Genomic DNA, 21,626 nt, shown 5'->3' with positions numbered 1-21,626 from the left:
CCGCAGGGGGAGCCCATGAGGCCGCGCCGGGCCATCGCCGCAGCCACCGCAGCAACCGCCATCGCCGCACTGCTGCTGGCCGGCTGCTCCGCCGGGCCCCAGGCGGAGGGCGCGCGCCTCGCACCCGAGGCGCGCGGCTACCTCTCGGACGCCCTCGACCTCCTCCAGCAGCAGTCCCTGAACACCGCCGAGGTGAACTGGAAGGACGTCCGCGCCCAGGCGTTCACCCAGGCCGCCGAGGCCCGCACCCCGGCCGACACCTACCCCGCGATCAGCGGCGCCGTGGGCGCGCTCGGCGACCACCACAGCCGCTTCTACCCGCCCGACCAGGCGGGCCAGGTCGACGCCGACCCCGAGGTCGTCGACGCGCCGACGACCCGCCAACTCCCCGGCGGCATCGGCTACCTGGCCCTTCCCCGGGTGAACGGCGCGGAGCGCACCTACACCGAGTACGTCGCCCGCGGCCGCGCCGCCGTCACCGAGACCGACCGGGCGGGCGCCTGCGGCTGGGTGGTGGACCTGCGCGACGAGAGCGGCGGCGGGATGTGGCCGCCGCTCGCCGTCGCGGCGCCGATCCTCGGCGACGGCCCGGTCGGCGGCTTCGTCACCGCGGACGGCCGGCGGAGCGCCTGGTCGATCCGCGACGGCGTGCCGTACCTGGACGACGCCCCGCTGGCCTCCACCAACGGCGCCACCCCACTGGCCTCCCCCGGCCCGCCGGTCGCCGTGCTCACCGGACGCGGGACGGGCAGCGCGGGCGAGGCCGTCGCCATCGCCTTCATCGGCCGCCCGGCCACCCGCAGTTTCGGCGACCTCACCTACGGCGTGCCGACCGGCAACGCGCCGCACCGCCTCTCCGACGGCGCCGTCATCCTCCTCACCGGCGCCGCCGAGGCGGACCGCACCGGCCGGATCCACACCGGGCCGATCGCCCCGGACGTGACCGTCGGCGCCCGCATGGGCTCCGACCCGGTCCTCGACGCCGCCGCCGACTGGCTTGCCCGGCAGGCGGCTTGCGGCGGCTAGGGGCTGTTCGGCGGAACCTGCCGGGCCCGCGACGCGGCCCCCCAGCCCGGGACGACGGCTAGAACGACCGCCCCTCGCCGCGGTACGGCGGCTCGGGCCAGGTCCGGTCGGGGCGGTCGCGCCGGTCGGCGCAGAGGGCTGAGCTGAGGCGGGTGAGCAGGTCGGCGAGGTCGGTGGACTGCTTCTCGTCCCAGTCGCCCAGCAGTTCGGCGAGTTGCGAGCGCCGGGCGGCGACGAGCTTCAGCGCGACCTCCTCCCCGGCTTCGGTGAGCCGCAGCGGCAGGCCGCCGGAGCGGGCCGCGAGGCCCCGACCCTCGACCTCCCGGACGGCCTCGTCGACGACGGCGATCGGGACGATCCGCCGCTCGGCGAGTTCCGCCGGCTCGGCCGAGCCGTGCTGGTGGATCTGCAGGAGCAGCCAGCTCGAGGCGGGGTTGAGGTCGAGCCCGGCGGTGGCGGTGATCCGTCGGAAGAGGTCGCGCCGGGCTTCGCGGCTGCTCAGGACGGAGAGGGAGCGGGCGATCTCGTCCAGCGAGGAGCGTTCGACCGGGTTGAGGCCGATGGACTCGCTGAGGTCCGGGGCGGTGACGGTGGAGCGCAGCTTCTGCTCGCGCAGGAACAGCGACAGCACGAAGGCGACCAGCGCGACGGGCACCGCGTACAGGAACACCCGGGTGATCGACTCGGCGTACGCGTGGTGGACGGCCGCCTGGGCGGCGGCCGGGAGCCGGGTGATCACGCGGGGGTCGGAGGTGATGACCTCGGGGTGGAACCCGGGCGGCAGCGGAATTCCCACCAGGGCGTCGGCGAGCCGGTCGCGCAGCCCGCTCGCGAAGAGGGTGCCGAAGACGGAGACGCCGAAGGAGGCGCCGATGGAGCGGAAGAAGGTGGCCCCGGCCGTGGCGACGCCGAGGTCCTGGTAGCCCACCGAGTTCTGCACGATCAGCACCAGCACCTGCATCACCAGCCCCAGCCCGAGGCCGAAGACCAGGAAGTAGAGGCTCATCTCGGCGGTGCTGCTGTGCTCGTCCAGCCGGGAGAGCAGCAGCAGGCCGCCGGTGGTGACGGCCGTCCCGGCGATCGGGAAGATCCGGTAGTGGCCGGTGCGGGCGACGATCTGGCCGGAGCCGATCGAGGTGAGCAGCATGCCGAGCACCATCGGCAGCATGTGGATGCCGGACGTGGTGGGCGTGACCTGCATGACGACCTGGAGGAAGGTCGGCAGGTAGGTGAGCGCGCCGAACATCGCGAAGCCGACCACGAAGGAGATCACCGCGACCAGGCTGAACGTCCGCGAGCGGAACAGCCGCAGCGGCAGCACCGGCTCCCGGGCCGTCCGCTCGACCTCGACGAAGGCGAGCAGCAGTGCCAGGCCGAGCACGCCCAGGCCGACGACCTGCCAGGAGGTCCAGGCCCACGTGGTGCCACCGAGCGAGGTCATCAGCACCAGGCAGGTGGCGACGGCCGCGATCAGCGCGGTGCCGAGGTAGTCGATCCGGTGCTCGCGCCTGACCTCCAGCCCGTGCAGCACCGCGGCGATCACCACCAGGGCGACGGCACCGACCGGCAGGTTGATGTAGAAGACCCAGCGCCAGCTGAGGTGGTCGACGAACAGCCCGCCGAGCAGCGGTCCGAGGACGCTGGTCACGCCGAAGACGGCGCCGAACAGGCCCTGGTACTTGCCGCGGTCCCGCGGTGCGACGAGGTCGCCGACGATGGCCTGGGAGAGCACCATCAGCCCGCCGCCGCCCAGGCCCTGCAGGGCGCGGAAGGCGATCAGTTCGCCCATGTTCTGGGCGATGCCGCAGAGCACCGAGCCGAGCAGGAAGATCACGATGGAGGCCTGGAAGAAGCGCTTCCGGCCGTACATGTCGCCGAGCTTGCCCCAGAGCGGGGTGGCGGCGGTGGAGGCCAGCAGGTAGGCGGTGACCACCCAGGAGAGGTGCTCCAGGCCCCCGAGGTCGCTGACGATGGTGGGCAGCGCGGTGGAGACGATGGTCTGGTCCAGGGCGGCGAGCAGCATCGCCAGCAGCAGCGCGCCGATCGGCACCCAGAGCCTGGGGACGGTGACCTCCGGCGGCCCGGGCACGTCCGCCGGGCCCCGGTCGGGCGCGGCGTGGGGGTACTCCCGGCCAGAGGCTGGGGGAGGGTCCGTCATGGCGTCTCCGTAGGGTCGCGGGCCCGGCCGGTGCGGCAGGCCGTGCGGATGATCACTCCCAGCTCACCATGCTGTCAGAAATGCCCCGGTTTGTTCCGCCGGGTTGAGCCGAACGTAAGCATCCGGGGACGTCCGCCGCATCCCGTCCGTTCCTCAGGAGCCAACCGCCACCAACCGGCACAACACCCCCACCCGCCGCCGGACGCCCCTGTCCACCCTCCGGGACGTCCTGCATAATCAGGCGCGATCGTGAGCCCGGGAACGCCCCGGACCCACGGAGACCGCCCGAGAACCGAGGAGGACCGGCCGATGCCGGACCAGCACTGCCCGACGTGCGGCGCCGCACGCTCCACCGGGTGCGGCTGCGTCCCGGACCCGAGCCTCACCGAGACGGCCGTCCTCCCGCACCTGGAGGGCCCGCCGCTGGTGCGCCCGTACGTGCCGCAGGCGGTCGGCCAGGTCGCCGAGGAGGCACCGGCGGACGTCCCGCCGGTGGACCCCTTCGCGACCACCGTGCTGCCCCCCGTCGCCTCGGCGCAGCCGCCCCGCACCGCCGCGCAGCCGCCCGTCGCTCCCCCGCCGGCCGTTCCGCCCCTGGGGCCGGACGCCGACGCCTACGCCACCACCGTGCTGCCGCCGGTGCCCGCCTCCGGGCCGGGCGCCTACGCGGCGGCGACGGCGGCGCAGGCCCCGCCCGGCGACGACCTCGGCTTCTTCCCCTTCGACCACGCGACGCCGGGCGCCGAGCCGGAGCCGGAGGCCGTCGGCGGCCGGGCCGCGCGGAGGGCCGCCGAGCAGGCCGCGCGGAACCCGCTCGCCCGGCACAAGCTGCTGCTGGCCGGGGTGGGCGCCGGCCTGGTGGCGCTCACCATCGGCATCGCGTACGCGGTGACGCCCTCGCCGGCCCCGGCCACCCGGCAGGCGCAGCCGCTGCCCACCACCGTGGCGCCCGCGCCCGTGGAGCCGGTCACCCCCGCGCCGACGGACCCGACCACGCCGCCGCCGACCAGCGAGGCGCCGAGCCCGACGCCGACCAGGACCAGCCGGCCGAGCCCGACGAAGACCGCCACCCCGGTGCCGGGGCCGACCACCCAGGCCCCGGTCGCCGCTCCCCCGGCCCCGGTCCCCGTTCCCACCCCGACGCCCACCCAGGCCCCGACACCGACGCCCACCCCCACCCCGACCCCCACCCCGACGCCGACGCCGACCGCGACCACCAGGGTGCTCCAGCTCGGGATGACCGGGCCCGACGTCAAGGACATGCAGCAGCGGCTGTGGACCGCCGAGTGCGGATACGTCGACAAGTCGATCATCACCGGCACCTTCGACTACTGGACCCAGAGTGCGCTCAGGGACTACCAGCTCAGCAACCGGATCAAGGGCGAGACCAACGTCTACGGCCCGAAGACCCGGGCCGTCCTGGAGGCCGACCCGGGCTGCTGAGCATCCGCCGACCGGGCTCAGCCGGTGACGGCCTGGAAGATGCTGATCCCCGCCAGCAGCACCATGATCGCCGCCGCCACCCGGATGATCAGCTTCATCGGCACGTGCTTGAGCAGCTTCTGCCCGCCCACGATGGCGATCCCGCCGACCGCGCACAGCGCCAGCCACGCGCCGAGGCCGACGGCCAGCGGATCGGTGTACTTGGCGGCCAGGTTGGCGGTCATGATCTGGGTCAGGTCGCCGAACTCGGCGACCGCGACGACCACGAAGCTGGCCCCGGCCACCTTCCAGAAGCTGGGCGAGGACGGCTCCTTGGCGGCGTGCCCGTCCTCCTCCTCGCCCCCGCCGTGGAACAGCAGCATGGCCGCGCCGGCCAGGAACAGCACGCCGGTCACGCCCTCCACCCAGCGGTGCGGCAGCAGCGCGAGCAGGTGCCCGGCGGCGAGCGCGATGCCGACCTGGAGGGCGAAGGCGGCGGCGATGCCCGCGAAGACGTAGCTCGCGCGGTACTTGGTGCCGAGCACGAGGCTGGCCAGCGCGGTCTTGTCCGGCAGTTCGGCCAGGAAGATGATGCCGAAGGTCAACGCGGCAACGGTCAAGCTCATCAGGGGGGTTCCCTCGGTCTGGCTGCCCGGCCTCCGCAGCTCCGTCAGGGGACGCTTCGGCCCGACAGCACTGGTCATGGTCACAGCACTGCGGCCGAAGGTCTCGCCGGCACCGCCCCTGCGGATCAGGTGCCCCGGGCGCCGGGCCCGTGGGGGCCAGTATGTCGACGGTCCGGTGGAGGGCTACTCCCCTTCAACGTGCTCAAGGGTACCCGACGCCGTCAGGCGCCCCGGCGGTCACCAGCCCCCGCCCGACCAGCTCCAGCACCACCACGATCGCCACGGACTCCACCGCCAGCAGCCCGACCAGCACGAACAACTGCACCGCCCCGGCCTGGACGGGCGTGGCACCGCCGAGCAGCATGCCGACGAAGGCGCCGGGCAGGGTGACCAGGCCGACCGTCCGGGTCTGGTCGAGCGCGGGCACCAGCGAGGTCGCGGCGGCCGTGCGGCAGATCTCCAGCCGGGCGTCGCGCTCCGCGAAGCCGAGCGCCAGCGCCGCCTCCACCTCGCCCCGGCGCTGCCGCAGCTCGTCGAGGGCGCGCCGCCCGGCCAGCGAGGTGGCGGTGAGCCCGCCGCCGATCAGGATGCCCGCGACGGGGATGACCGACAGGCCCTTGAGCGGCAGCAGTCCGACGGCCAGCAGCAGGGCGAGCACCGGCAGCACCCCGGCGCCGATCGGGGCGGCGGCCCAGACCCAGCCGGGGCCGGGGGTCATCCGCCGCCCGGCGGTGCGCACCGCGACCGTGAACATCAGCAGCACGAACAGCGCCGACCACCAGAGCGAGCCGACCACCCAGGCGATCACCGCGGCGACGACGGCCAGCTGCACCACCGCGCGCAGCCCCGCCCGCAGCACCGCGTGCCCGTGCCCGAGCAGGCCCCACCCGGCCACCGCGACGGCGGCCAGCAGCAGGACGGCGGCGACCACCCCGAGCACGGGGGTGACCGGCAGCAGCTGGCTTCCCGAGGCGGCGAGCGGCACCGGCGTCGGACCGCCTGCGGTGCCGGGCGGCACCGGGGCCGGAGCGCCCGCGGCGGACGGGAGCACCGGGGTCAGATCCAGCTGGTGAACCACATCCGGTCCTGCCAGGACGTCATCGGGATCACCTCCGCCGTGTACAGCGGGTAGAAGAAGGCGAAGCAGCCGACGATGGCGAGCACGATCAGCCCGGCGCCGGCCGCGCCGATCCGGCGGCGCTCGGGGCTGCAGCCGGCCGGGCCCAGGATCGCGCCGAGCAGCTGGGCGACGGCCAGGCACAGGAAGGGCACCAGGACGACCATGTAGAAGGAGAAGACCGTCCGCTCCTGGTACTGGAACCAGGGCAGGTAGATCCCGGCCACCGCGCACAGCACGGCGCCCGAGCGCCAGTCCCGGCGGAAGAACCAGCGCCACAGCAGGTAGACCAGGGCGAAGCAGGCCGTCCACCAGAGCAGCGGGGTGCCGAGGCCGAGGATCTGGGCCGCACAGCCGCCGGAGGCGGTGCAGCCGCGCTGCCCGGCCGGGACCTGCTCCCAGTACATGGAGACCGGGCGGCCGTCGACCAGCCAGCTGAAGGGGTTGGACTGGTAGGTGTGCGGGGTGCTCAGCCCGGTGTTGAAGTCGTACATCTGCGAGTGGTAGTGCCACAGGCTGCGCAGCGGCGCGGGCACCCAGCTCATCGGCACCTGCGGCAGCGGGATGCCGAGGAAGCGGTCCGGGGACAGGCCGGCCCGGCCGTCGGCCCAGTGCCGGTCGTACCCGCCCTCGCCGCTGCGGCCGCTGGCGAGCCAGCCGCCCCAGGCGCCGACGTACACCACCAGGGCGGAGCCGACCATGGCGAGGAAGGCGGGCACGGCGTCCCGGCGCAGCATCGAGCGCCAGGGGCGGCGGGCGCCGGCCCCGCGGCGGCCGGACTGGTCCCACAGGACGGTCAGCAGGCCGAAGGCGGCGAGGATCATCGCGCCGTTCCACTTGACCGCGCAGGCGGCGCCGAGGAACACCCCGGCGGCGATCCGCCAGGGGCGCAGGCCGAGCCGGGCCCGGTCGCCGTCGGTGGCGGTGGCGAGCCGGGCGCGGACGTGGTCGCGGTCGATCAGCAGGACGCCGAAGGCGGCGAGCACGAAGAACATCTGGATGCCGTCGAGCAGACCGACCCGGCTCATCACCAGTTGGAGGCCGTCGACGGCCATCAGCAGCGCGGCGGTGCAGCCGATCAGGGTGGAGCCGAAGAGCCGGCGGCCGATCCGGGCGAGCATCAGCACGGTGACGGTGCCGAGCAGGGCGGTCATGAACCGCCAGCCGAAGGGGTGCAGGCCGAACAGCTGTTCACCGATCGCCATCACCCATTTGCCGAGTGGCGGGTGGGCGATGAACTCGGGCGCGGAGGTGAGCGGGATGCCCTGCGGGACGGCCAGGATGTCGGCGTTGGCGTGGTCCGGCCAGCTGCCCTCGTAGCCCTGTCGGAGCAGCGACCAGGCGTCCTTGGGGTAGTACGTCTCGTCGAAGACGAAGGCGTTGGGGTAGCCGAGGTTCCAGAACCGCAGCAGGCCGGCGAAGAGCGCGACGCCGATCGGCCCGAGCCAGCCGGACCAGTCGGCCGCCCGGCGGAGCAGCCGGCGCGGGGCCGGTGCCGGGGTGACGGGGGCCGGGGCCACCGGGGGGTGCGTGAGCGCCGTTTGCGTCATTGCCTCGCCGATCCGCCTGTCTGCTCTGCCCGTGTCTGCTGCGCCGGCCGGGGCCGGGCGGCAACAGCCACTGACACTATGTGGCGGTGGTCGTGAAGCCAAGCGCGACGGGCGCCGACCAGGTGACCTGGTCGACGCCCGTCGGCACGCCTGTTCGAACGGCGGTCACGCGGCGGTCTGCAGCTCCCGGACGACCGGGGTGCGGACCACGGCCGGAGCGGCGTTGTCCTGCTCCGCCGTGAGGTGCGGGCGCAGCCGCAGTGCCATGGCGACGATCAGCAGCGTGGAGCCCGCCATGGCCGCGAGGTAGAGCGGCCACGTGCCGGAGCCGACCAGCAGCACGCCGACGGCCGGGCCGACCGCGATCGCGATCTGCTTCACCAGGGCGTACCCCGCGTTGTAGGTGCCGAGCAGTCGGGTGGGGGCGAGATCGGCGACGATCGGGCCCATGGTGGGCGCCAGCAGCGACTCGCCGACGCCGAACAGGGCGTAGATCGAGACGATGGCGACCGTGGCGGCCATGGTCTCGGTCCGGATCAGGCCGGCCACCAGGGCCATCGCCCAGGCGCCGAGCCAGACCACGCCGGCCGCGGCCATCGCGGTGGTGCGGCGGCGGCGCGCGGTGATCCGCACCATGAACATCTGCAGGACGACGATGGTCAGCGCGTTGGCGCCGATCGCGAAGCCCAGGGTGGAGGGCGCGGTGCCGACGGTGTCGGTGGCGAAGGCCGCGACGCCGGACTCGAACTGGCCGTAGCAGGTGAAGAAGATCAGCCCGGCGAGCAGGCAGAGCCGCAGCATCGCCTTGTCGGCGACCAGCGCGCGCAGGCCGGTGGGGCCCTCGTTCTTCTCGTGCAGCGGGATCAGCGGGGCCGCCGGCATCCGGGCGGTGCCGGTGACCAGCGCCAGGCCGAGGAAGGTCGCCGCCTCGATGGTGAACAGCCGGGTCAGGCTGGCCGGGTCGGCGACGTTCACGATCTGCCCGCCGACCAGGGCGCCGATGCCCATGCCCAGGTTGATCAGGGTGAACTGGAGCGCGAACGCGTGCGAGCGGGTCGCGGCCGTCGAGCAGCGGACGATCATCGTGGCGAGCGCCGGCTGGCAGGTGGTGACACCCGCGCCGAACAGGAAGGAGGAGACCAGCAGGGCCGGGGTGCCGGTGGCGTGGCCGAAGGCGAACGCGCCGGTGGCGGCGAGCGCCGAGCCGACCAGCAGGACCGGGCGGGGCCCGTACCGGTCGATGCCGCGGCCGGTGAACGGGAGGACGGCGAGCGCCGCCAGCGCGAAGACGGTGAACACCATCCCGGCCGCCAGCGAGCCCAGCCCGCGCACCTGGTCCACGTACACGAACATGTACGGCATCGTGAACCCGCTGCCGAACGCGCTGAGCGCGTTGCCGATCTGGACGCGGCGCAGCGGGCCGCCCGCCCCGCGTCGCTGCTGTCCCCGCTGCTTCACCGTGCCGATCACCGTGCACATCCCTTCCTGGATTCAACTGGATACTCTTAAGTCCAGAAGATTTCAGAGCTAAAGTTTGACGAGATAAAGTCTTAGCACCGGAAGAGTGTGGAGTCAAAGGCTTAAGAGATGCACGCCCCCGTGCGACACTGGTCCGCATGACTACGGACAAGCCCGCGCCGGCCACCCCCAGGGAGCTCGGCATCGCCGAGCAGGTGGCCGTCTACCAGCGGGAATTCCCCACCGTGGACCCCCAGGTGGAGACCATCGTGCAGACCATGTCCCGGGTCGCCCGACGGATGGGCGTGGCCTACGACCGGCAGCTGACTGTGCTCGGGATCACGGCCGCCGAGTGGGAGGTGCTCAAGGCACTGGTGGTCTCCGGCAGCCCGTACCAGCTCGGGCCGGGCGAGCTGGCCAAGCGGCTCGGCCTGACCCCGGCCGCGATGACGCACCGGATCGACCGGATGGTGAGCGAGGACCTGGTCACCCGGGAGCGGGACGAGACCAACCGGGTGCGGGTGATCATCGAGCTCACCGAGAACGGCCGCGACAAGTGGCTGGAGTCGATGCGGATGGCGGCGGTGTTCGAGGAGGAGCTGCTCCAGGACATCTCGGGTGAGGAGCGGGCCGTGCTGTCGGCGCTGCTCGCGCGGATGCTGCGGCGGATCGAGGAGAGCCAGCCGGACGCGCTCGGGCGCACCGCCGACCTGGCCTGAAAGCCGACGAGTCCGGCCCGCCGGGGGTGCTCCCCCGGCGGGCCGGACTGCGTGGTTCAGGTACTGCGAGGGTCCGTCGGGCCCTCAGCTCGTGATGTCCGACCGGTCAGCAGGGACCGTTGTCGGTCCAGACGCCCCACTGGCCGCTCAGGCTCGGGTCGTCGCCCTTGGTCCACCACTTGTTGGTGTAGTAGTGGCCCTTCCAGGAGACCTTGGTGCCGCCGGCCGCGTAGGTGGCGTTGGCGTCCCAGCTCGGGGCGGCCGGGCAGCCGGCCGGCGAGGTCGGGGTACCGGTCGGGGTGCCGGTCGGCGTGCCCGTGGGGGTGCCGGTCGGCGTGCCGGTCGGGGTCGGGGTCGGCGTGCCGGTCGGCGGGGCCGGGCAGGCGGACGAGGAGCCGTTGGTGGCGTCGACCATCTTGTCGAACAGCGCGGTCTTGGTGCCCAGGTCGTACAGCGAGAAGGCGAAGGAGCCGCCGAGGCCGTTGCAGTGCGCGTAGTCGAGCTTGGCCTGGATCGACCTGGCGTCCTCACCGCTCCAGAAGGTGTTGCCGTCGTAGAAGTACGTGGCCTTGGCGTCGTCGTCCCAGAAGGTCTTGGACGGGTTGTCGACGAAGCCCGCGAGCTCCTTGTACATCTGGATGCCGGGGACGTTGCCGGACATCGCCGCGCCGGCCGCCGGGCTGGCGGCGGGCTGGAAGAGGCCGTTCTTGCCGTTGTTCTGGACGCCGGTCCAGCCGCGGTAGTAGAACGGGACACCCATGTTGATCTTGTTGGCCGGGAAGCCGCCGGGGATGCCGTAGTCCTTGTCGCCGACCGTCCACGCCTTGATGGCGTTGTCGATCGAGTACTTGCCGTTGCCCGGCTTGGCCGGGGTCGACGGGTCGTTCGGGCCGGAGTAGAGCGGGGCCTGGTGGTTGGTCGGACCCTGCGGGTCCCAACCGCCGTGCATGTCATAGGTCATGACGTCGAGGAAGGTCAGGTACTGACCGATCTTGTCGGTCTCGACGTTCATGATCTTGTCCTGGCCGGCGCCGACCGCCGCCGACAGGGCGTAGGTCTTGTTGTCGGCCTTGCCCTGCGCGTCCAGCTGGGTGCGGAACTCCTTCAGCAGCGCCGTGAAGTTCTGCTTGTCGGACGGGCTGGAGATGTTGCCGGTGTGGCCGCCGCCGCCCGGGTACTCCCAGTCGATGTCGATGCCGTCGAAGATGCCGGCACCGGTGCCCGGGCCGCCGTAGCCGGCGTCGCTCGGGAGGTTGCCCTTGATGAACATGTCGATGCAGGACGAGACCAGGTGCTTGCGCGAGGCGTCCGTGGCGGAGGCCGGCGAGAAGTACTTGGAGTAGGTCCAACCACCGATCGAGAGCAGGATCTTGAGGTTGGGGTTCTTCGCCTTCAGCTTCTTCAGCTGGTTGAAGTTGCCCGCGATCGGCTGGTTCCAGACGTCCCCGACGCCGTCCACCGAGATGTCCGCGCCGAAGCTCTTCTGGTAGTCGGCGAACGCGTCGGCCGCGCCGTCACCCGCGTTGGGGTTGTTGTCGTTCCCGTCGGCGGCCTTGGTGGCCTCGAAACACCCCAGGTCGGTCGGGTGGATGTTGGCGAAGTCGTAGATCAGGTAGTCCAGCTTCCCGGCCACGCCGGTGTCCTGGATCGTCTTCGGGTAGTACGCGTTGGCGTAGACCGACCACTGGTCGTAGTAGGCGACCTTGATGCCACCGCTGGTGGCGGGCGCGCCGGTGCTGTTGGTGGTGGCGGCGTTGGCCGCGCCGCCGCCGGTCAGCGCGAGGCCCGCGCCGAGCAGCACGGAGGCGGCGGTGCCGGCCGCGATGGCGGCCAGGCTCTTCGGACGACGTCGGCGGCCGCCCGCCGGAGCCGGGACCCCGGCCCTTTCAATGCGTGAACGCAGCATGGGTGCGTGACTCCTGGTTGTGGGGGTTTCCGTCGCCCCGGGGGGGTGCGCCCGAGGTGGGGTCGGGCGACCGGGACATGACAGATCAGGGGGTGGGGAATCGAGCGGATCAGCGGGATCGGGCCGTGACGGACACCGGGATGTGCCGAACCGGCGCCCGCGGCACGAGGCCGTTGACGCCGGTTCAGGGGCTCCCTGCACCTGGGCAATAAAAATGGACTAGACCAACTCCCCCGTCAAGGGGTCCCGTTGGGCCTTGAGCCGCGCTTAAGGTTCGACCCCCACCCGGATACCCCCGCCGACCTGGGCGTCAGTAGCGCACCGCGTTGGCCACCGCGGCCTTCAGGCTTCCCGAGAGGTCCCGGTTGCTGCGCGCGGTGGCCTGGGCGCTCTTCCCGGCCGCCACGTCCTGGACGGTCACCGCGGTCGCGTCCTGCAGCTTGCCGGAGTCGTCGGTGAAGTTGATCTGGATCACGTACCGGTACGACTGCTGCCCGCGGTTGGTGACGGTCAGCTCCACCTGCGCCTTGCCGTCCGGACCGGTGCCCACCGCCCCGACGGACACGTCCCCCTTGGCGTCCAGCCCGCCCTTGATCCCGGCGACCGCCGAGGAGGCCGCGGACACCGCCGCCGAGGCCCGCGCCTCCGCCGAGGAGATCACCGCCCCCGCCCCGCCGGCCGCCGAGGCCAGCGCCGAGGCGGCGGAGGCGGCGGCCGAGGCGCCCTGCTCGATCGCGGCGGCGGCCGAGGAGGCCGCGGTGCCCGCGCTCCCGCCGGAGGAGGAGCAGCCCGCCAGCGCCGCCGCGCCGACCACCGCCACGGCCAACGCCCAAGCCGCAGGCCGGCGTTGGCGGCGCGCCGGCGGCGCGTCCGGCCGCCGCGCGGTGACCCGCGGGCTCGAACCGGTCCGGGTGTGCGGCTGGCGGTCCATACGGTCCCTCGTTTCTGCCCCGGCGCCGGGCTGTCCGGCACACCTCCCCGCCCACCCTCCGAGGGCCGCAGGGGGAGCGCCAGCAGGGCTACTGCCTCCGGGTGACACCGGACGTCGGCACCGCACCGCGCGTCGGCACCGGCGTCGGCGCCCGCGCCGTCAGGACAGCCCCGAGCCCTCCTGCTCGTCCGCCTCCACCGCGGCCCGCTCCTCGCGCAGCCGCACCACGTGCCGGCGCCGGGCCACCACGCCGTACGCCCCGGCGACGGACGCCGTGAAGGCCAGCAGTCCCATCCACGGCCGGTCGAGCACGTGGCAGGTCAGGTGGTCCAGCGAGTACCGCCCCGGACCGGCCAGACCGAGCGCCAGCCCGGTCGCGCCGAGGAAGGCCGGGTACTCGTAGCCGCCGGAGGTCGCGAAGAAGCCCCCCGGCGCGTGCACCGCGACCGCGCCGGCCATCGTCCCGGCCACCACCGCGCCGGCCGCCCCGGTGGCCAGCCCGGCGACCAGCAGCACACCACCGCCCGCCTCGCCGGCACCCGCCGCGATGGCGCTCTGCCGGGCGGGGTGGAAGCCCATGTGCTCCATCGCCTGGGTGGTGCCCTCCAGGCCGCCGCCGCCGAACCAGCCGAACAGCTTCTGGGTCCCGTGCGCGATCAGCACCCCGCCGACCGCTCCGCGCAGGGCCAGCAGGCCCAGGTCCTTACGGTTCAGACACATGTCGCATCCTCGTTCCCGGGGGGGGTGATCCGACTTCCATGGGACCCGACAGCGCGCACCCGTTCGAGCCGGGGCCGCCATCCGGGGGAATTCGCCGGTCTTCCGGAATGAACCGCCCGCCCGTGAGATTCACGCCACGCCATGCCCGGCCGCGGGGCGTGGCGAAGCGGCCGCGCCGGGCCCCGCGGCCATGCTTGGCGCATGTTCGTCTTCAACCTGAGCAGCGCGTTCATCACCTTCTTCGCCGTGGTCGGCCCGCCGAAGACCCTGCTGGCCTTCGCCCGGCTGGCCTCCACCCGGAGCACCCAGGAGCTGCGGCGGCTGGCCGCGTGGAGCACGGTGATCTCGGCGGCGATCGGCCTGGTGCTCGGCTTCACCGCGGACGAGGTCACCACGCTGTTCCACATCAGCGACCAGTCGTTGCAGCTCGCCGGCGGGACGATCTTCTTCATCTACGCGGTCGCGCTGGTCTTCGGTCTCCACCTCGGCGCCGAGAGCGACGACGACGAGCACCTGCCGAACCACATGGTGGACGGCATCCGCGAGCTGCTGCTGCCGTACATCGCCAGCCCGCTCGCGATCACCGCCGTCCTGGTCGCTTCGCTCACCAAGAACGAATGGGGCTGGAAGGCCGTCGTCGCCGGGGCGTACCTCGCGGTCGTGGTGATCAACTACGTCTGCGTGGCCCTGCTCGCGCCGCTGATGCGGCGCACCCACCGCACCTCGCTGGAGGTGCTCTCCCGGCTGCTCGGACTGCTGCTGGCGGCGGTCGGCGTGGAACTGTTCCTGAACGGCCTGGACGGGCTCGGGGTGCACATGCTGGAAGGGCACTGAGCCCGGCCGCGCCCCCGCGGTCAGCCCGCGGTGGGCCCGGCGGTCAGCCCGTGATCGGCTCCACGATCAGCCCGCGGCGAGCCGGGCCAGCACCTCGCCGATCCGCTCCCGCACCAGCGGGTCGGCGACCAGCCCGTCCGGGCCGACCGCCCGGCGGTCCAGCGGGATCCGCACGCAGGCCTCGTCCAGCACGGCCGCGCCGGTGTAGCCGAGGACGGTGCGCAGGGTGGCCTCGGCGCCCTGGCCCCGGCCCGGGCCGGCCGCGTTGATCCAGCCCGTGGGCTTGTCCGAGATCTCCGTCCCGCCGACCGTCCAGTCCAGCAGGTTCTTGAAGGAGCCGGGCAGTGTCCCGGCGTACTCAGGGGTGCAGACCAGCAGCGCGTCGGCGGCCTCGACGGCGGCGCGCAGGGCGGCCACCGGCTCGGGCAGCGGGTCGGTGTCGTGGTCCGGGTTGAAGTGCGGCAGGCCGGACAGCCCCGCGTAGTAGGTGGCCCGGAGGCCCGGGGTGGCGGCGGCCACGGCGGCGGCGGTGCGCAGCACGGTCTCGTTGGTCGAGCCGGCCCGCAGGCTCCCGGGCAGCAGCAGGATGTGACGCTCGTTCGGCATGCCGAGGAACCTACCGCTCCGGTCGCACGGCGCCACGGCGAGCGGCACCACGGTGCTACGGCGCTACGGCGCGACCACCGGCCGCCAGGGCACCGGGCTGGAGAGGATCATCGAGCTGGACGGCTGGCCGTAGCCGCCGAGCCGGTCGCACAGGGCCTCGAAATCGGCCATCGTCGGCACCGCGACCAGCAGCGCGCAGCAGGCCCCGCCGGTCACCCGGTGCAGTTGGAGCACCTCCGGCCAGGCGGCCACCTGGGGGTCGCGCAGCACGCAGCGCGGGCCGTAGCACTGGATCTGGACCAGCGCGGTGATCGGCAGTCCGGCCCGGCTGAGGTCCACGTGGGCGTGGTAGCCGGTGATCACCCCGTCGGCCTCCAGCCGGCGGACCCGTTCGGCCACCGCGGGTGCGGACAGGCTCACCCGGCGGGAGAGTTCGTTGTAGGAGAGCCTGGCGTCGGTCTGCAGCTCGGCCAGCAGGCGGCGGTCCACGGCGTCCATGGCGGCTCCCGGAGTGACTGGAACGGGCGGTTTCGCGATCGTAAAGCGAATCGGCGGAACGCCTCGCGATCGAAAGCCGCAACGGCGGTTGCGGTGTCCGTCGACCATTCAACCGGGGGGTCGCACCGCCGCACAATGGGCACCCCGGCGGAACCAGGCCATCCGCCTGGTCGCCGGTCCGGGCGACACACCCGGGTGGATCAGGAGGCACGGGATGGGGCACGACACGGTGGAGACACCCGACCTGTCGTTCGGTCGGCACGGGGAGCCGGGTCGGGGCACCCCGTACGCCCGCTACGTGTGCCTGGACGAGCTGCACAGCCTGCAGCGTCCGCAGAGCAAGGAGCCGGCCGAGCTGTCGTTCATCATCACCACGCAGGTGATGGAGCTGCTGTTCGACCTGCTGCGGCACGAGTGGACGCTCGCCCAGCGGGCGCTGCGCGAGGACGACCTGCCCGCCGCGCTGGCCGCGCTGCGGCGCGGCACCCAGGCGCAGGACGTGCTGGTGGAGTCCTGGGACCTGCTGGCCACCATGACGCCGCAGGAGTTCAACGCCTTCCGCTCGGCGTTCGGCCAGGCCTCCGGCTTCCAGTCCTCGGCCTTCCTGCACCTGGAGTTCCTGCTCGGCAACAAGAACGCCGCGCTGCTGACGATGTACGACGGGATGCCGCAGACCCAGGCCGAGCTGGCCGAGGCGCTGCGCTCCCCCGGTCTGTACGACGACGCGCTGGCCCTGCTGGCCCGCCGCGGCCTGCCGCTGCGCCCGGAGCCCTCCGAGCAGCGCTACCGCGCCGACGAGGAAGTCGCCGCAGCCTGGCGCCTGGTCTACACCGACCCGGAGTACGCCGACCTGCAGCCGCTCGGCGAGGCGCTGCTGGACGTCGCCGAGCGGGTCACCCGCTGGCGCCAGCGCCACCTGTCCGCGGTCAAGCGGACCATGGGCGGCAAGCCCGGCTCGGGCGGCTCCAGCGGCCTGAGCTGGCTGCGCAAGTCCGCCGAGCAGGACGTGTTCCCGGAGCTGTGGACGATCCGGGACGAGCTGTGAACGAGGGGATCGACATGATCACGCGCGAGGAGTGCGCGGCGCTGGACGCCGTCGACCCGCTGGCGGCGTTCCGCAAGGAGTTCGCCCTGCCGGAGGGGGTGGTCTACCTGGACGGGAACTCGCTCGGCGCGCTGCCGGTGCGGACCCCGGAGCGGGTGCGGCAGGTGGTCGAGGAGGAGTGGGGCCGGGAGCTGATCCGCAGCTGGAACGACGCCGGGTGGTTCGAGCAGCCGTACCGGCTGGGACGGCGGATCGCCCCGCTGATCGGCGCCGAACCGGAGGAGGTGGTGGTCTGCGACACCACCTCGGTGAACCTGTTCAAGGTGCTGGTCGCCGCGCTGCGGCTGCGCCCGGGGCGGCGCACCGTGCTGGGCGACGGCGAGGCGTTCCCGACCGACCTGTACATCGCCGAGGGCGCCACCGGCCTGGTCGAGGGCGCGCGCAGCGTGCTGATCCGGCCGGAGGAGCTGGACCGGCACCTGGACGGCGACGTCGCCGCGGTGGTCCTGTCGCAGGTGGACTACCGCACCGGCGAGCTGCTGGACCTGCCCGGGATCACCGCCCGGGTGCAGGCCGCGGGCGCGCTGATGATCTGGGACGTCTGCCACTCGGTGGGCGCGCTGCCGGTCGAACTCGGTGCGGCGGGCGTGGACTTCGCGATCGGCTGTACCTACAAGTACCTGAACGGCGGGCCCGGCTCACCGGCCTTCCTGTACGTCGCCGGGAGGCATCTGGCGGCCGGTCCACTGCAGCCGCTGAGCGGCTGGTTCGGGCACGCCCGCCCATTCGCCTTCGAGCCCGGGTACGACCCGAAGCCGGGCGTCGGACGCTTCCTGACCAGCTCGCCCTCGCTGCTCGGCCAGGCCGCGCTGGGCGCCAGCCTGGACGTCTGGGAGCGGGCCGACCTGGCCGCCGTCCGGGCGAAGAGCCTGGCGCTGACCGACCTGTTCATCGGCCTGGTCGAGGGCCTGGACGGGATCGAGGTGGCGACCCCGCGCGAGCACGCCCGACGGGGCAGCCAGGTCGCGCTGCGGCACGCCGACGGCTATCCGGTGGTGCAGGCGTTGATCGAGCGCGGCGTGATCGGGGACTTCCGCGCACCGGACCTCATGCGGTTCGGCTTCACCCCGCTGTACCTGTCGTACACCGAGGTCTGGGACGCGGCCCGGCAGCTGGCCGAGGTGCTGGCGAGCGGCGAGTGGCGGGCGGAGCGGTTCTCCCGCCGGGGCGAGGTGACGTAGCCGGAGCCTTCCGGGGTGGCGGCGCCGGGGGCGCTCCTTGCCGTTAATAATGTGCAGCATTAACGTTGCGGGCATGGCAAGGACGTCGGCGGGCCACGAAACCCGCGAGCGGCTGCTGCGGGCGGCGGAGGAACTGTTTGCCACCCGAGGCGTGGAAGCCGCCCTGACCAGGGACATCACCCGACTGGCCGGACAGAGCAACCCGTCCGCCGTGCAGTACCACTTCGGCTCCCGCGAGGGCCTGCTCGACGCGATCATGGCCGGACGCCAGGAACGCACCGAGCAGGCCCTCGCGCCGCGTCTGCCCGCACTGACGGACGCGGACCTGCCCGGGCTGCTCGACGCCCTGGTCGCGGCCGAGGCCACCGAACTGCGCACCGACCAGGGCCGGCACTGCCTGCGGATCTCCGCCCAGGTCAGCCACAGCAGCGGGGTCCGCACCCGGACCCCGCACCCCACGCTGGCGGGCGGCGGCTACTGGCGGCTGATCGAACTGGTCGAGGACCGGATCGCCGCGCTGCCGGAGCCGATCCGGCTGGAGCGGATCGACCTGGCCCTCACCCTGATCGGCGCGGCCCTGGCCGACCGGGCGCAGCAGTACCTCACCGGGTCCACCCCGCTGACCGACGAGGAGACCTTCCTCGCCGACCTGGTGACGATGTCCGCCGCCATGCTCTCCGCCCCCACCCCCCGGAGGAGCACGTCGTGAACGACCTGACCGGCAAGACCGTCATCATCACCGGCGGCGCCCGCGGCCTGGGCGCCGAGGCCGCCCGGCTCGCCGTCGCGGCCGGCGGCAACGTGGTGATCACCGACGTCCTGGCGGACGACGGCAAGGCCACCGCCGCCGAACTCGGCGACCGGGCACGGTTCGTACGGCACGACGTGACCTCGGAGCAGGACTGGCGGCGCGTGGTGGACTTCGCGGCGGCGGAGTTCGGCGCGGTGCACGGCCTGGTCAACAACGCCGGCATATCCACCGGCTCGCTGCTGGCGGACGAGAGCGTCGAGCACTTCCGCAAGGTCGTCGAGATCAACCTGACCGGCGTGTTCATCGGCATGAAGACGGTCGTCCCGGCGATGCGCGCGGCCGGTGGCGGGTCGATCGTCAACATCTCCTCGGCGGCCGGCCTGATGGGCCTGGCGCTGACCGCCGGCTACGGCGCCTCCAAGTGGGGCGTGCGCGGCCTCAGCAAGATCGGCGCGGTCGAGCTGGGCACCGAACGGATCCGGGTCAACTCGGTCCACCCGGGCATGACCTACACCCCGATGACCGCCTCGGTCGGCATCCAGCGCGGCGAGGGCAACTACCCCAACACCCCGATGGGCCGGGTCGGCGAGGCGCCCGAGATCGCCACCGCCGTGGTCTACCTGCTCTCCGACGACGCCTCCTACGTCACCGGCGCGGAGCTCGCGGTGGACGGCGGCTGGACCACCGGCCCGACCGTCAAGTACGTCATGGGGCAGTGACGCAGGTCATGTCCAGGTAAAGTTCGATCCTCATCATCGCCGGGAAAGCTCCCCGCTGACTGTCCGTCAGCACCAAGGGGAGGCTTGCGTGAACATCGACCTCGGACCGCTCCAGCCCGAACCCTTCATGCTGGCCCTCGGGTTGACCCTGTTCTTCCTGGTCATGTGGACCCTCGGCCTCGGCATCCTCCCGCGCATCGAGCGGGTGAAGGCCGAGCGGTGGGACGCGACCGAGGGCCGCACCGAACGCGCGGAGGCCGTCCGCGCCGAGGCCGAGGCCACCCACGACGCCGGCCGGCAGGAGCTCGCACGGGCCCGGCACGAGGCGTCCCGGATCCGGCAGGAGTACGCCGAACAGGGCGCGGCCGCCGTCGCCGAAGCCCGTGCGGAGGGCATCCGCGACCGGGACCGGCTGGTCTCCGCCTCGCACGCGCGGATCGCCGCCGACCGGGCCGAGGCCGCCGACCGACTCCGGCAGGATGTGGGCGAGTTGGCCGTCACGCTGGCCGGCCGGGTGGTCGGCGAGCCGGTGCACGCCGTCGCCGCCGACCGCCGCACGGTGGACCGCTTCTTCGACTCCCACTGACCCCCGCCCACCCGGCGGGGGGCCGCCGCATGCCCGCGGGCGGGCCCGCCCCAGCACGGCGCAGGCCGCCCGGTCGGGGTCGACGACGCGGGCGGCCTGGGCCGTTGTTCGCTGCTTCCTGGGGCTCTGGGCCGGACAGGCCCTAGCTGTGGCGGCCGCGACGGCGGGCGGCCAGGACGACGAGGCCACCGAGGCCGAGCAGGCCGACGCCGGCCAGGCCGAAGACCACCGGGGCGTTGCCCGCACCCGTGGAGGGCAACTCACCGCCGTGACCGGGGTGGTGGCTGCTCGGGTGACCGGTGGGGTGGTGGCTGGTCGGGTGGTGGCTGCTCGGGTGACCGGAGTTGGACGGACTAGCCGAGGGCGAGGTGGAGCTCGCGGTCGGGGACGGCGTCGGGGAGGAGGAGGGCGACGACGACGGTGACGACGAGGGGGAGGACGACGGCGAGGAGGACGGTGAAGACGACGGGGAGGAGGAGGGCGAGGACGAGGGGGACGACGACGGCGAGGAGGATGGCGAGGTCGACGGCGACGGGCTCGGCGACACCTTGCAGTCCGGCAGGTCCCCGTCGAACGGGTAGCTGTGGATCTCGTAGCCGCCGGTGCCGGTGTGGATCAGGTTGCCCGCGAGGTACACCCGACCGTCCAAGCCCGGCTGGGCGATGGTCGTGGTGCCGCCCGGGTTCCCGGCCATGACCGAGCCCTGGAACTGGGCGCTGCCGCGGATCTCGGCCGAGGTCGCGGTGGGGAAGTTCCACATCAGCTTGGAGCGCATCCGGGTGGTCTGGTCGCCGGGCAGCGCCGTGCCCGTGTAGGTGTTGATGACCGGGCTGGCCCCGAGCATGTTCACCACGACGGTGGCCCCGGCCGGGATGTTGTTGAAGACCAGTCCGATCTGCCCGCCGCTCGGCGAGGCGAGGTTCCGGGTGACGTTGAAGACCTGCTTCATGCTGGTCCCGTCACCGGTGAAGGTCGCCTCGCTGTTGGTGACGTTGACCGTGCCGGTCGCGGTGGCCCGGCCGACGCAGCCGGAGACCTCCTCGATCTGGGTGAGCACCGTCCGGTACGGCGCGGCGGCGTTCGGGTCCTGGATCGACCGGCCGGTGGGGTCGATGTTGACCGTGCCGGAGACACTGCCGGCGTGCCGCAGGTTGCCGAAGGCCTGGCCCTTGGAGTCGCTGCCGCCGATCAGGATCCGGTTGCCGCTCCTGACGTCGACACTGCCGCCGGTCGTCACGAAGTCGCTGCCGTTCGGCGGCGGGACGCGCGAACCGACGCCCACGACACCCATGTTGTAGGCGCCGCCGCCCTGGCTCTTGTCGACGGTCAGGTTCCCCAGCGCGACGATCTTGCCCTCGGCCTCGGCGGCGCGGCCGGTCACCGTGTAGTCGCCGCCGGTGAAGACGTTGATGCTGGCGTCCCGGCCGGTGAAGTCGCCGTTGTTCGGCGGCGGCCAGGTGGCCGGGCAGCCAGTCCCCGTACAGGCACCCAGCGGCGGGGCCAGCGGCGCGGCCGAACCGACCGTCAGCACGGCGGCCATCGGCAGCGCGGCGACGGCGGTCGCCACGGCGACCCGGACGGCCCGGCGGCCGCGGGTGGCGGGTGTTCTCTTCACGGCGGTCGTTCTGTGATCCGACATACCGGTGCCCTGACCCATCGACACATTCCTCCGCGCATAGGAAAAGGAGCAGGCGCGCATAACCTGCTTATTCG

At 73.1% G+C, this 21,626-nt stretch carries 20 protein-coding genes; 9 read left to right on the top strand and 11 right to left on the bottom strand.

Annotated features, from left to right (window positions below):
* Positions 1-15 precede the first annotated feature (15 nt).
* Positions 16-1,026 (top strand): S41 family peptidase, encoded by a 1,011-nt coding sequence (locus tag ACIO5E_RS01335; RefSeq protein WP_400662142.1) that lies wholly within the window; start codon positions 16-18, stop codon positions 1,024-1,026.
* A gap of 58 nt (positions 1,027-1,084) precedes the next feature.
* Here ACIO5E_RS01335 and ACIO5E_RS01330 read toward each other — a convergent pair whose 3' ends face one another.
* The gene (locus tag ACIO5E_RS01330) at positions 1,085-3,184 is read right to left on the bottom strand and encodes an MFS transporter (protein WP_400662139.1); all 2,100 of its coding nucleotides are present in this window, start codon (positions 3,182-3,184) and stop codon (positions 1,085-1,087) included.
* Between the two features lie 309 nt (positions 3,185-3,493).
* Here ACIO5E_RS01330 and ACIO5E_RS01325 point away from each other — a divergent pair, with 309 nt between their 5' ends.
* On the top strand, positions 3,494-4,627 hold the full coding sequence (locus tag ACIO5E_RS01325) for a peptidoglycan-binding protein (protein ID WP_400662137.1): 1,134 nt from the start codon (positions 3,494-3,496) through the stop codon (positions 4,625-4,627).
* Between the two features lie 17 nt (positions 4,628-4,644).
* Here ACIO5E_RS01325 and ACIO5E_RS01320 read toward each other — a convergent pair whose 3' ends face one another.
* The 4 genes from ACIO5E_RS01320 to ACIO5E_RS01305 all read right to left on the bottom strand — a co-directional run bounded on the left by ACIO5E_RS01320 (position 4,645) and on the right by ACIO5E_RS01305 (position 9,369).
* Entirely contained in the window at positions 4,645-5,235 is a 591-nt protein-coding gene (locus ACIO5E_RS01320; protein ID WP_400663383.1) for a TMEM165/GDT1 family protein, read from the bottom strand.
* Between the two features lie 199 nt (positions 5,236-5,434).
* A complete protein-coding gene (locus ACIO5E_RS01315) occupies positions 5,435-6,217 on the bottom strand; it encodes an ABC transporter permease (RefSeq protein WP_400663380.1) in 783 nt (260 codons plus the stop codon).
* Positions 6,218-6,288: 71 nt separating this feature from the next.
* Positions 6,289-7,899, bottom strand: a complete 1,611-nt coding sequence (locus ACIO5E_RS01310) for a dolichyl-phosphate-mannose--protein mannosyltransferase (protein WP_400662134.1) — start codon at positions 7,897-7,899, stop codon at positions 6,289-6,291.
* Between the two features lie 165 nt (positions 7,900-8,064).
* Complete coding sequence (locus ACIO5E_RS01305; protein ID WP_400662131.1) at positions 8,065-9,369, bottom strand: MFS transporter; 1,305 nt, start codon at positions 9,367-9,369, stop codon at positions 8,065-8,067.
* Between the two features lie 146 nt (positions 9,370-9,515).
* Here ACIO5E_RS01305 and ACIO5E_RS01300 point away from each other — a divergent pair, with 146 nt between their 5' ends.
* Entirely contained in the window at positions 9,516-10,076 is a 561-nt protein-coding gene (locus ACIO5E_RS01300; protein WP_280685576.1) for a MarR family transcriptional regulator, read from the top strand.
* A gap of 106 nt (positions 10,077-10,182) precedes the next feature.
* Here the strand turns inward: ACIO5E_RS01300 and ACIO5E_RS01295 are convergent, their stop codons facing one another.
* The 3 genes from ACIO5E_RS01295 to ACIO5E_RS01285 form a co-directional block, all read right to left on the bottom strand.
* The gene (locus tag ACIO5E_RS01295; protein WP_400662127.1) at positions 10,183-11,982 is read right to left on the bottom strand and encodes a glycosyl hydrolase family 18 protein; all 1,800 of its coding nucleotides are present in this window, start codon (positions 11,980-11,982) and stop codon (positions 10,183-10,185) included.
* A 310-nt stretch (positions 11,983-12,292) separates the two neighbouring features.
* Positions 12,293-12,913, bottom strand: a complete 621-nt coding sequence (locus ACIO5E_RS01290; protein WP_400662125.1) for a hypothetical protein — start codon at positions 12,911-12,913, stop codon at positions 12,293-12,295.
* Between the two features lie 159 nt (positions 12,914-13,072).
* Positions 13,073-13,633 carry a DoxX family protein gene (locus ACIO5E_RS01285; protein WP_400662122.1) on the bottom strand — a complete coding sequence of 187 codons (561 nt, stop codon included), beginning with the start codon at positions 13,631-13,633 and terminating at the stop codon, positions 13,073-13,075.
* 201 nt (positions 13,634-13,834) lie between these two features.
* Here ACIO5E_RS01285 and ACIO5E_RS01280 point away from each other — a divergent pair, with 201 nt between their 5' ends.
* A complete protein-coding gene (locus ACIO5E_RS01280) occupies positions 13,835-14,467 on the top strand; it encodes a MarC family protein (protein ID WP_400662120.1) in 633 nt (210 codons plus the stop codon).
* A gap of 66 nt (positions 14,468-14,533) precedes the next feature.
* On the opposite strand, the gene ACIO5E_RS01275 is transcribed toward ACIO5E_RS01280, so the two are convergent.
* Both ACIO5E_RS01275 and ACIO5E_RS01270 read right to left on the bottom strand, forming a co-directional pair.
* On the bottom strand, positions 14,534-15,073 hold the full coding sequence (locus tag ACIO5E_RS01275; protein WP_400662117.1) for an NADPH-dependent FMN reductase: 540 nt from the start codon (positions 15,071-15,073) through the stop codon (positions 14,534-14,536).
* 63 nt (positions 15,074-15,136) lie between these two features.
* Entirely contained in the window at positions 15,137-15,571 is a 435-nt protein-coding gene (locus ACIO5E_RS01270; RefSeq protein WP_280685570.1) for an Lrp/AsnC family transcriptional regulator, read from the bottom strand.
* Positions 15,572-15,785: 214 nt separating this feature from the next.
* Between ACIO5E_RS01270 and ACIO5E_RS01265 the strand changes: the two genes are divergently transcribed.
* The 5 genes from ACIO5E_RS01265 (at position 15,786) to ACIO5E_RS01245 (ending at position 19,913) form a co-directional block, all read left to right on the top strand.
* On the top strand, positions 15,786-16,616 hold the full coding sequence (locus ACIO5E_RS01265; RefSeq protein WP_400662112.1) for a tryptophan 2,3-dioxygenase: 831 nt from the start codon (positions 15,786-15,788) through the stop codon (positions 16,614-16,616).
* A gap of 14 nt (positions 16,617-16,630) precedes the next feature.
* Entirely contained in the window at positions 16,631-17,857 is a 1,227-nt protein-coding gene (kynU, locus tag ACIO5E_RS01260; RefSeq protein WP_400662109.1) for a kynureninase, read from the top strand.
* A gap of 73 nt (positions 17,858-17,930) precedes the next feature.
* On the top strand, positions 17,931-18,566 hold the full coding sequence (locus ACIO5E_RS01255; RefSeq protein ID WP_400662107.1) for a TetR/AcrR family transcriptional regulator: 636 nt from the start codon (positions 17,931-17,933) through the stop codon (positions 18,564-18,566).
* Entirely contained in the window at positions 18,563-19,327 is a 765-nt protein-coding gene (locus tag ACIO5E_RS01250; protein ID WP_400662104.1) for a glucose 1-dehydrogenase, read from the top strand. Before ACIO5E_RS01255 ends, ACIO5E_RS01250 begins: the two co-directional genes overlap by 4 nt.
* A gap of 88 nt (positions 19,328-19,415) precedes the next feature.
* Positions 19,416-19,913: a hypothetical protein gene (locus tag ACIO5E_RS01245; RefSeq protein WP_400662101.1), complete on the top strand. Its 498-nt coding sequence runs from the start codon at positions 19,416-19,418 to the stop codon at positions 19,911-19,913.
* 142 nt (positions 19,914-20,055) lie between these two features.
* Here the strand turns inward: ACIO5E_RS01245 and ACIO5E_RS01240 are convergent, their stop codons facing one another.
* The gene (locus ACIO5E_RS01240) at positions 20,056-21,528 is read right to left on the bottom strand and encodes a choice-of-anchor A family protein (protein WP_400662099.1); all 1,473 of its coding nucleotides are present in this window, start codon (positions 21,526-21,528) and stop codon (positions 20,056-20,058) included.
* Positions 21,529-21,626: the final 98 nt, after the last annotated feature.

Source organism: Kitasatospora sp. NPDC087314 (assembly GCF_044744365.1).
Classification (GTDB): Bacteria; Actinomycetota; Actinomycetes; order Streptomycetales; family Streptomycetaceae; genus Kitasatospora.
The sequence above is the reverse complement of the archived record's forward strand: the minus strand, read 5'-3'. Positions and strand labels throughout refer to the sequence as shown.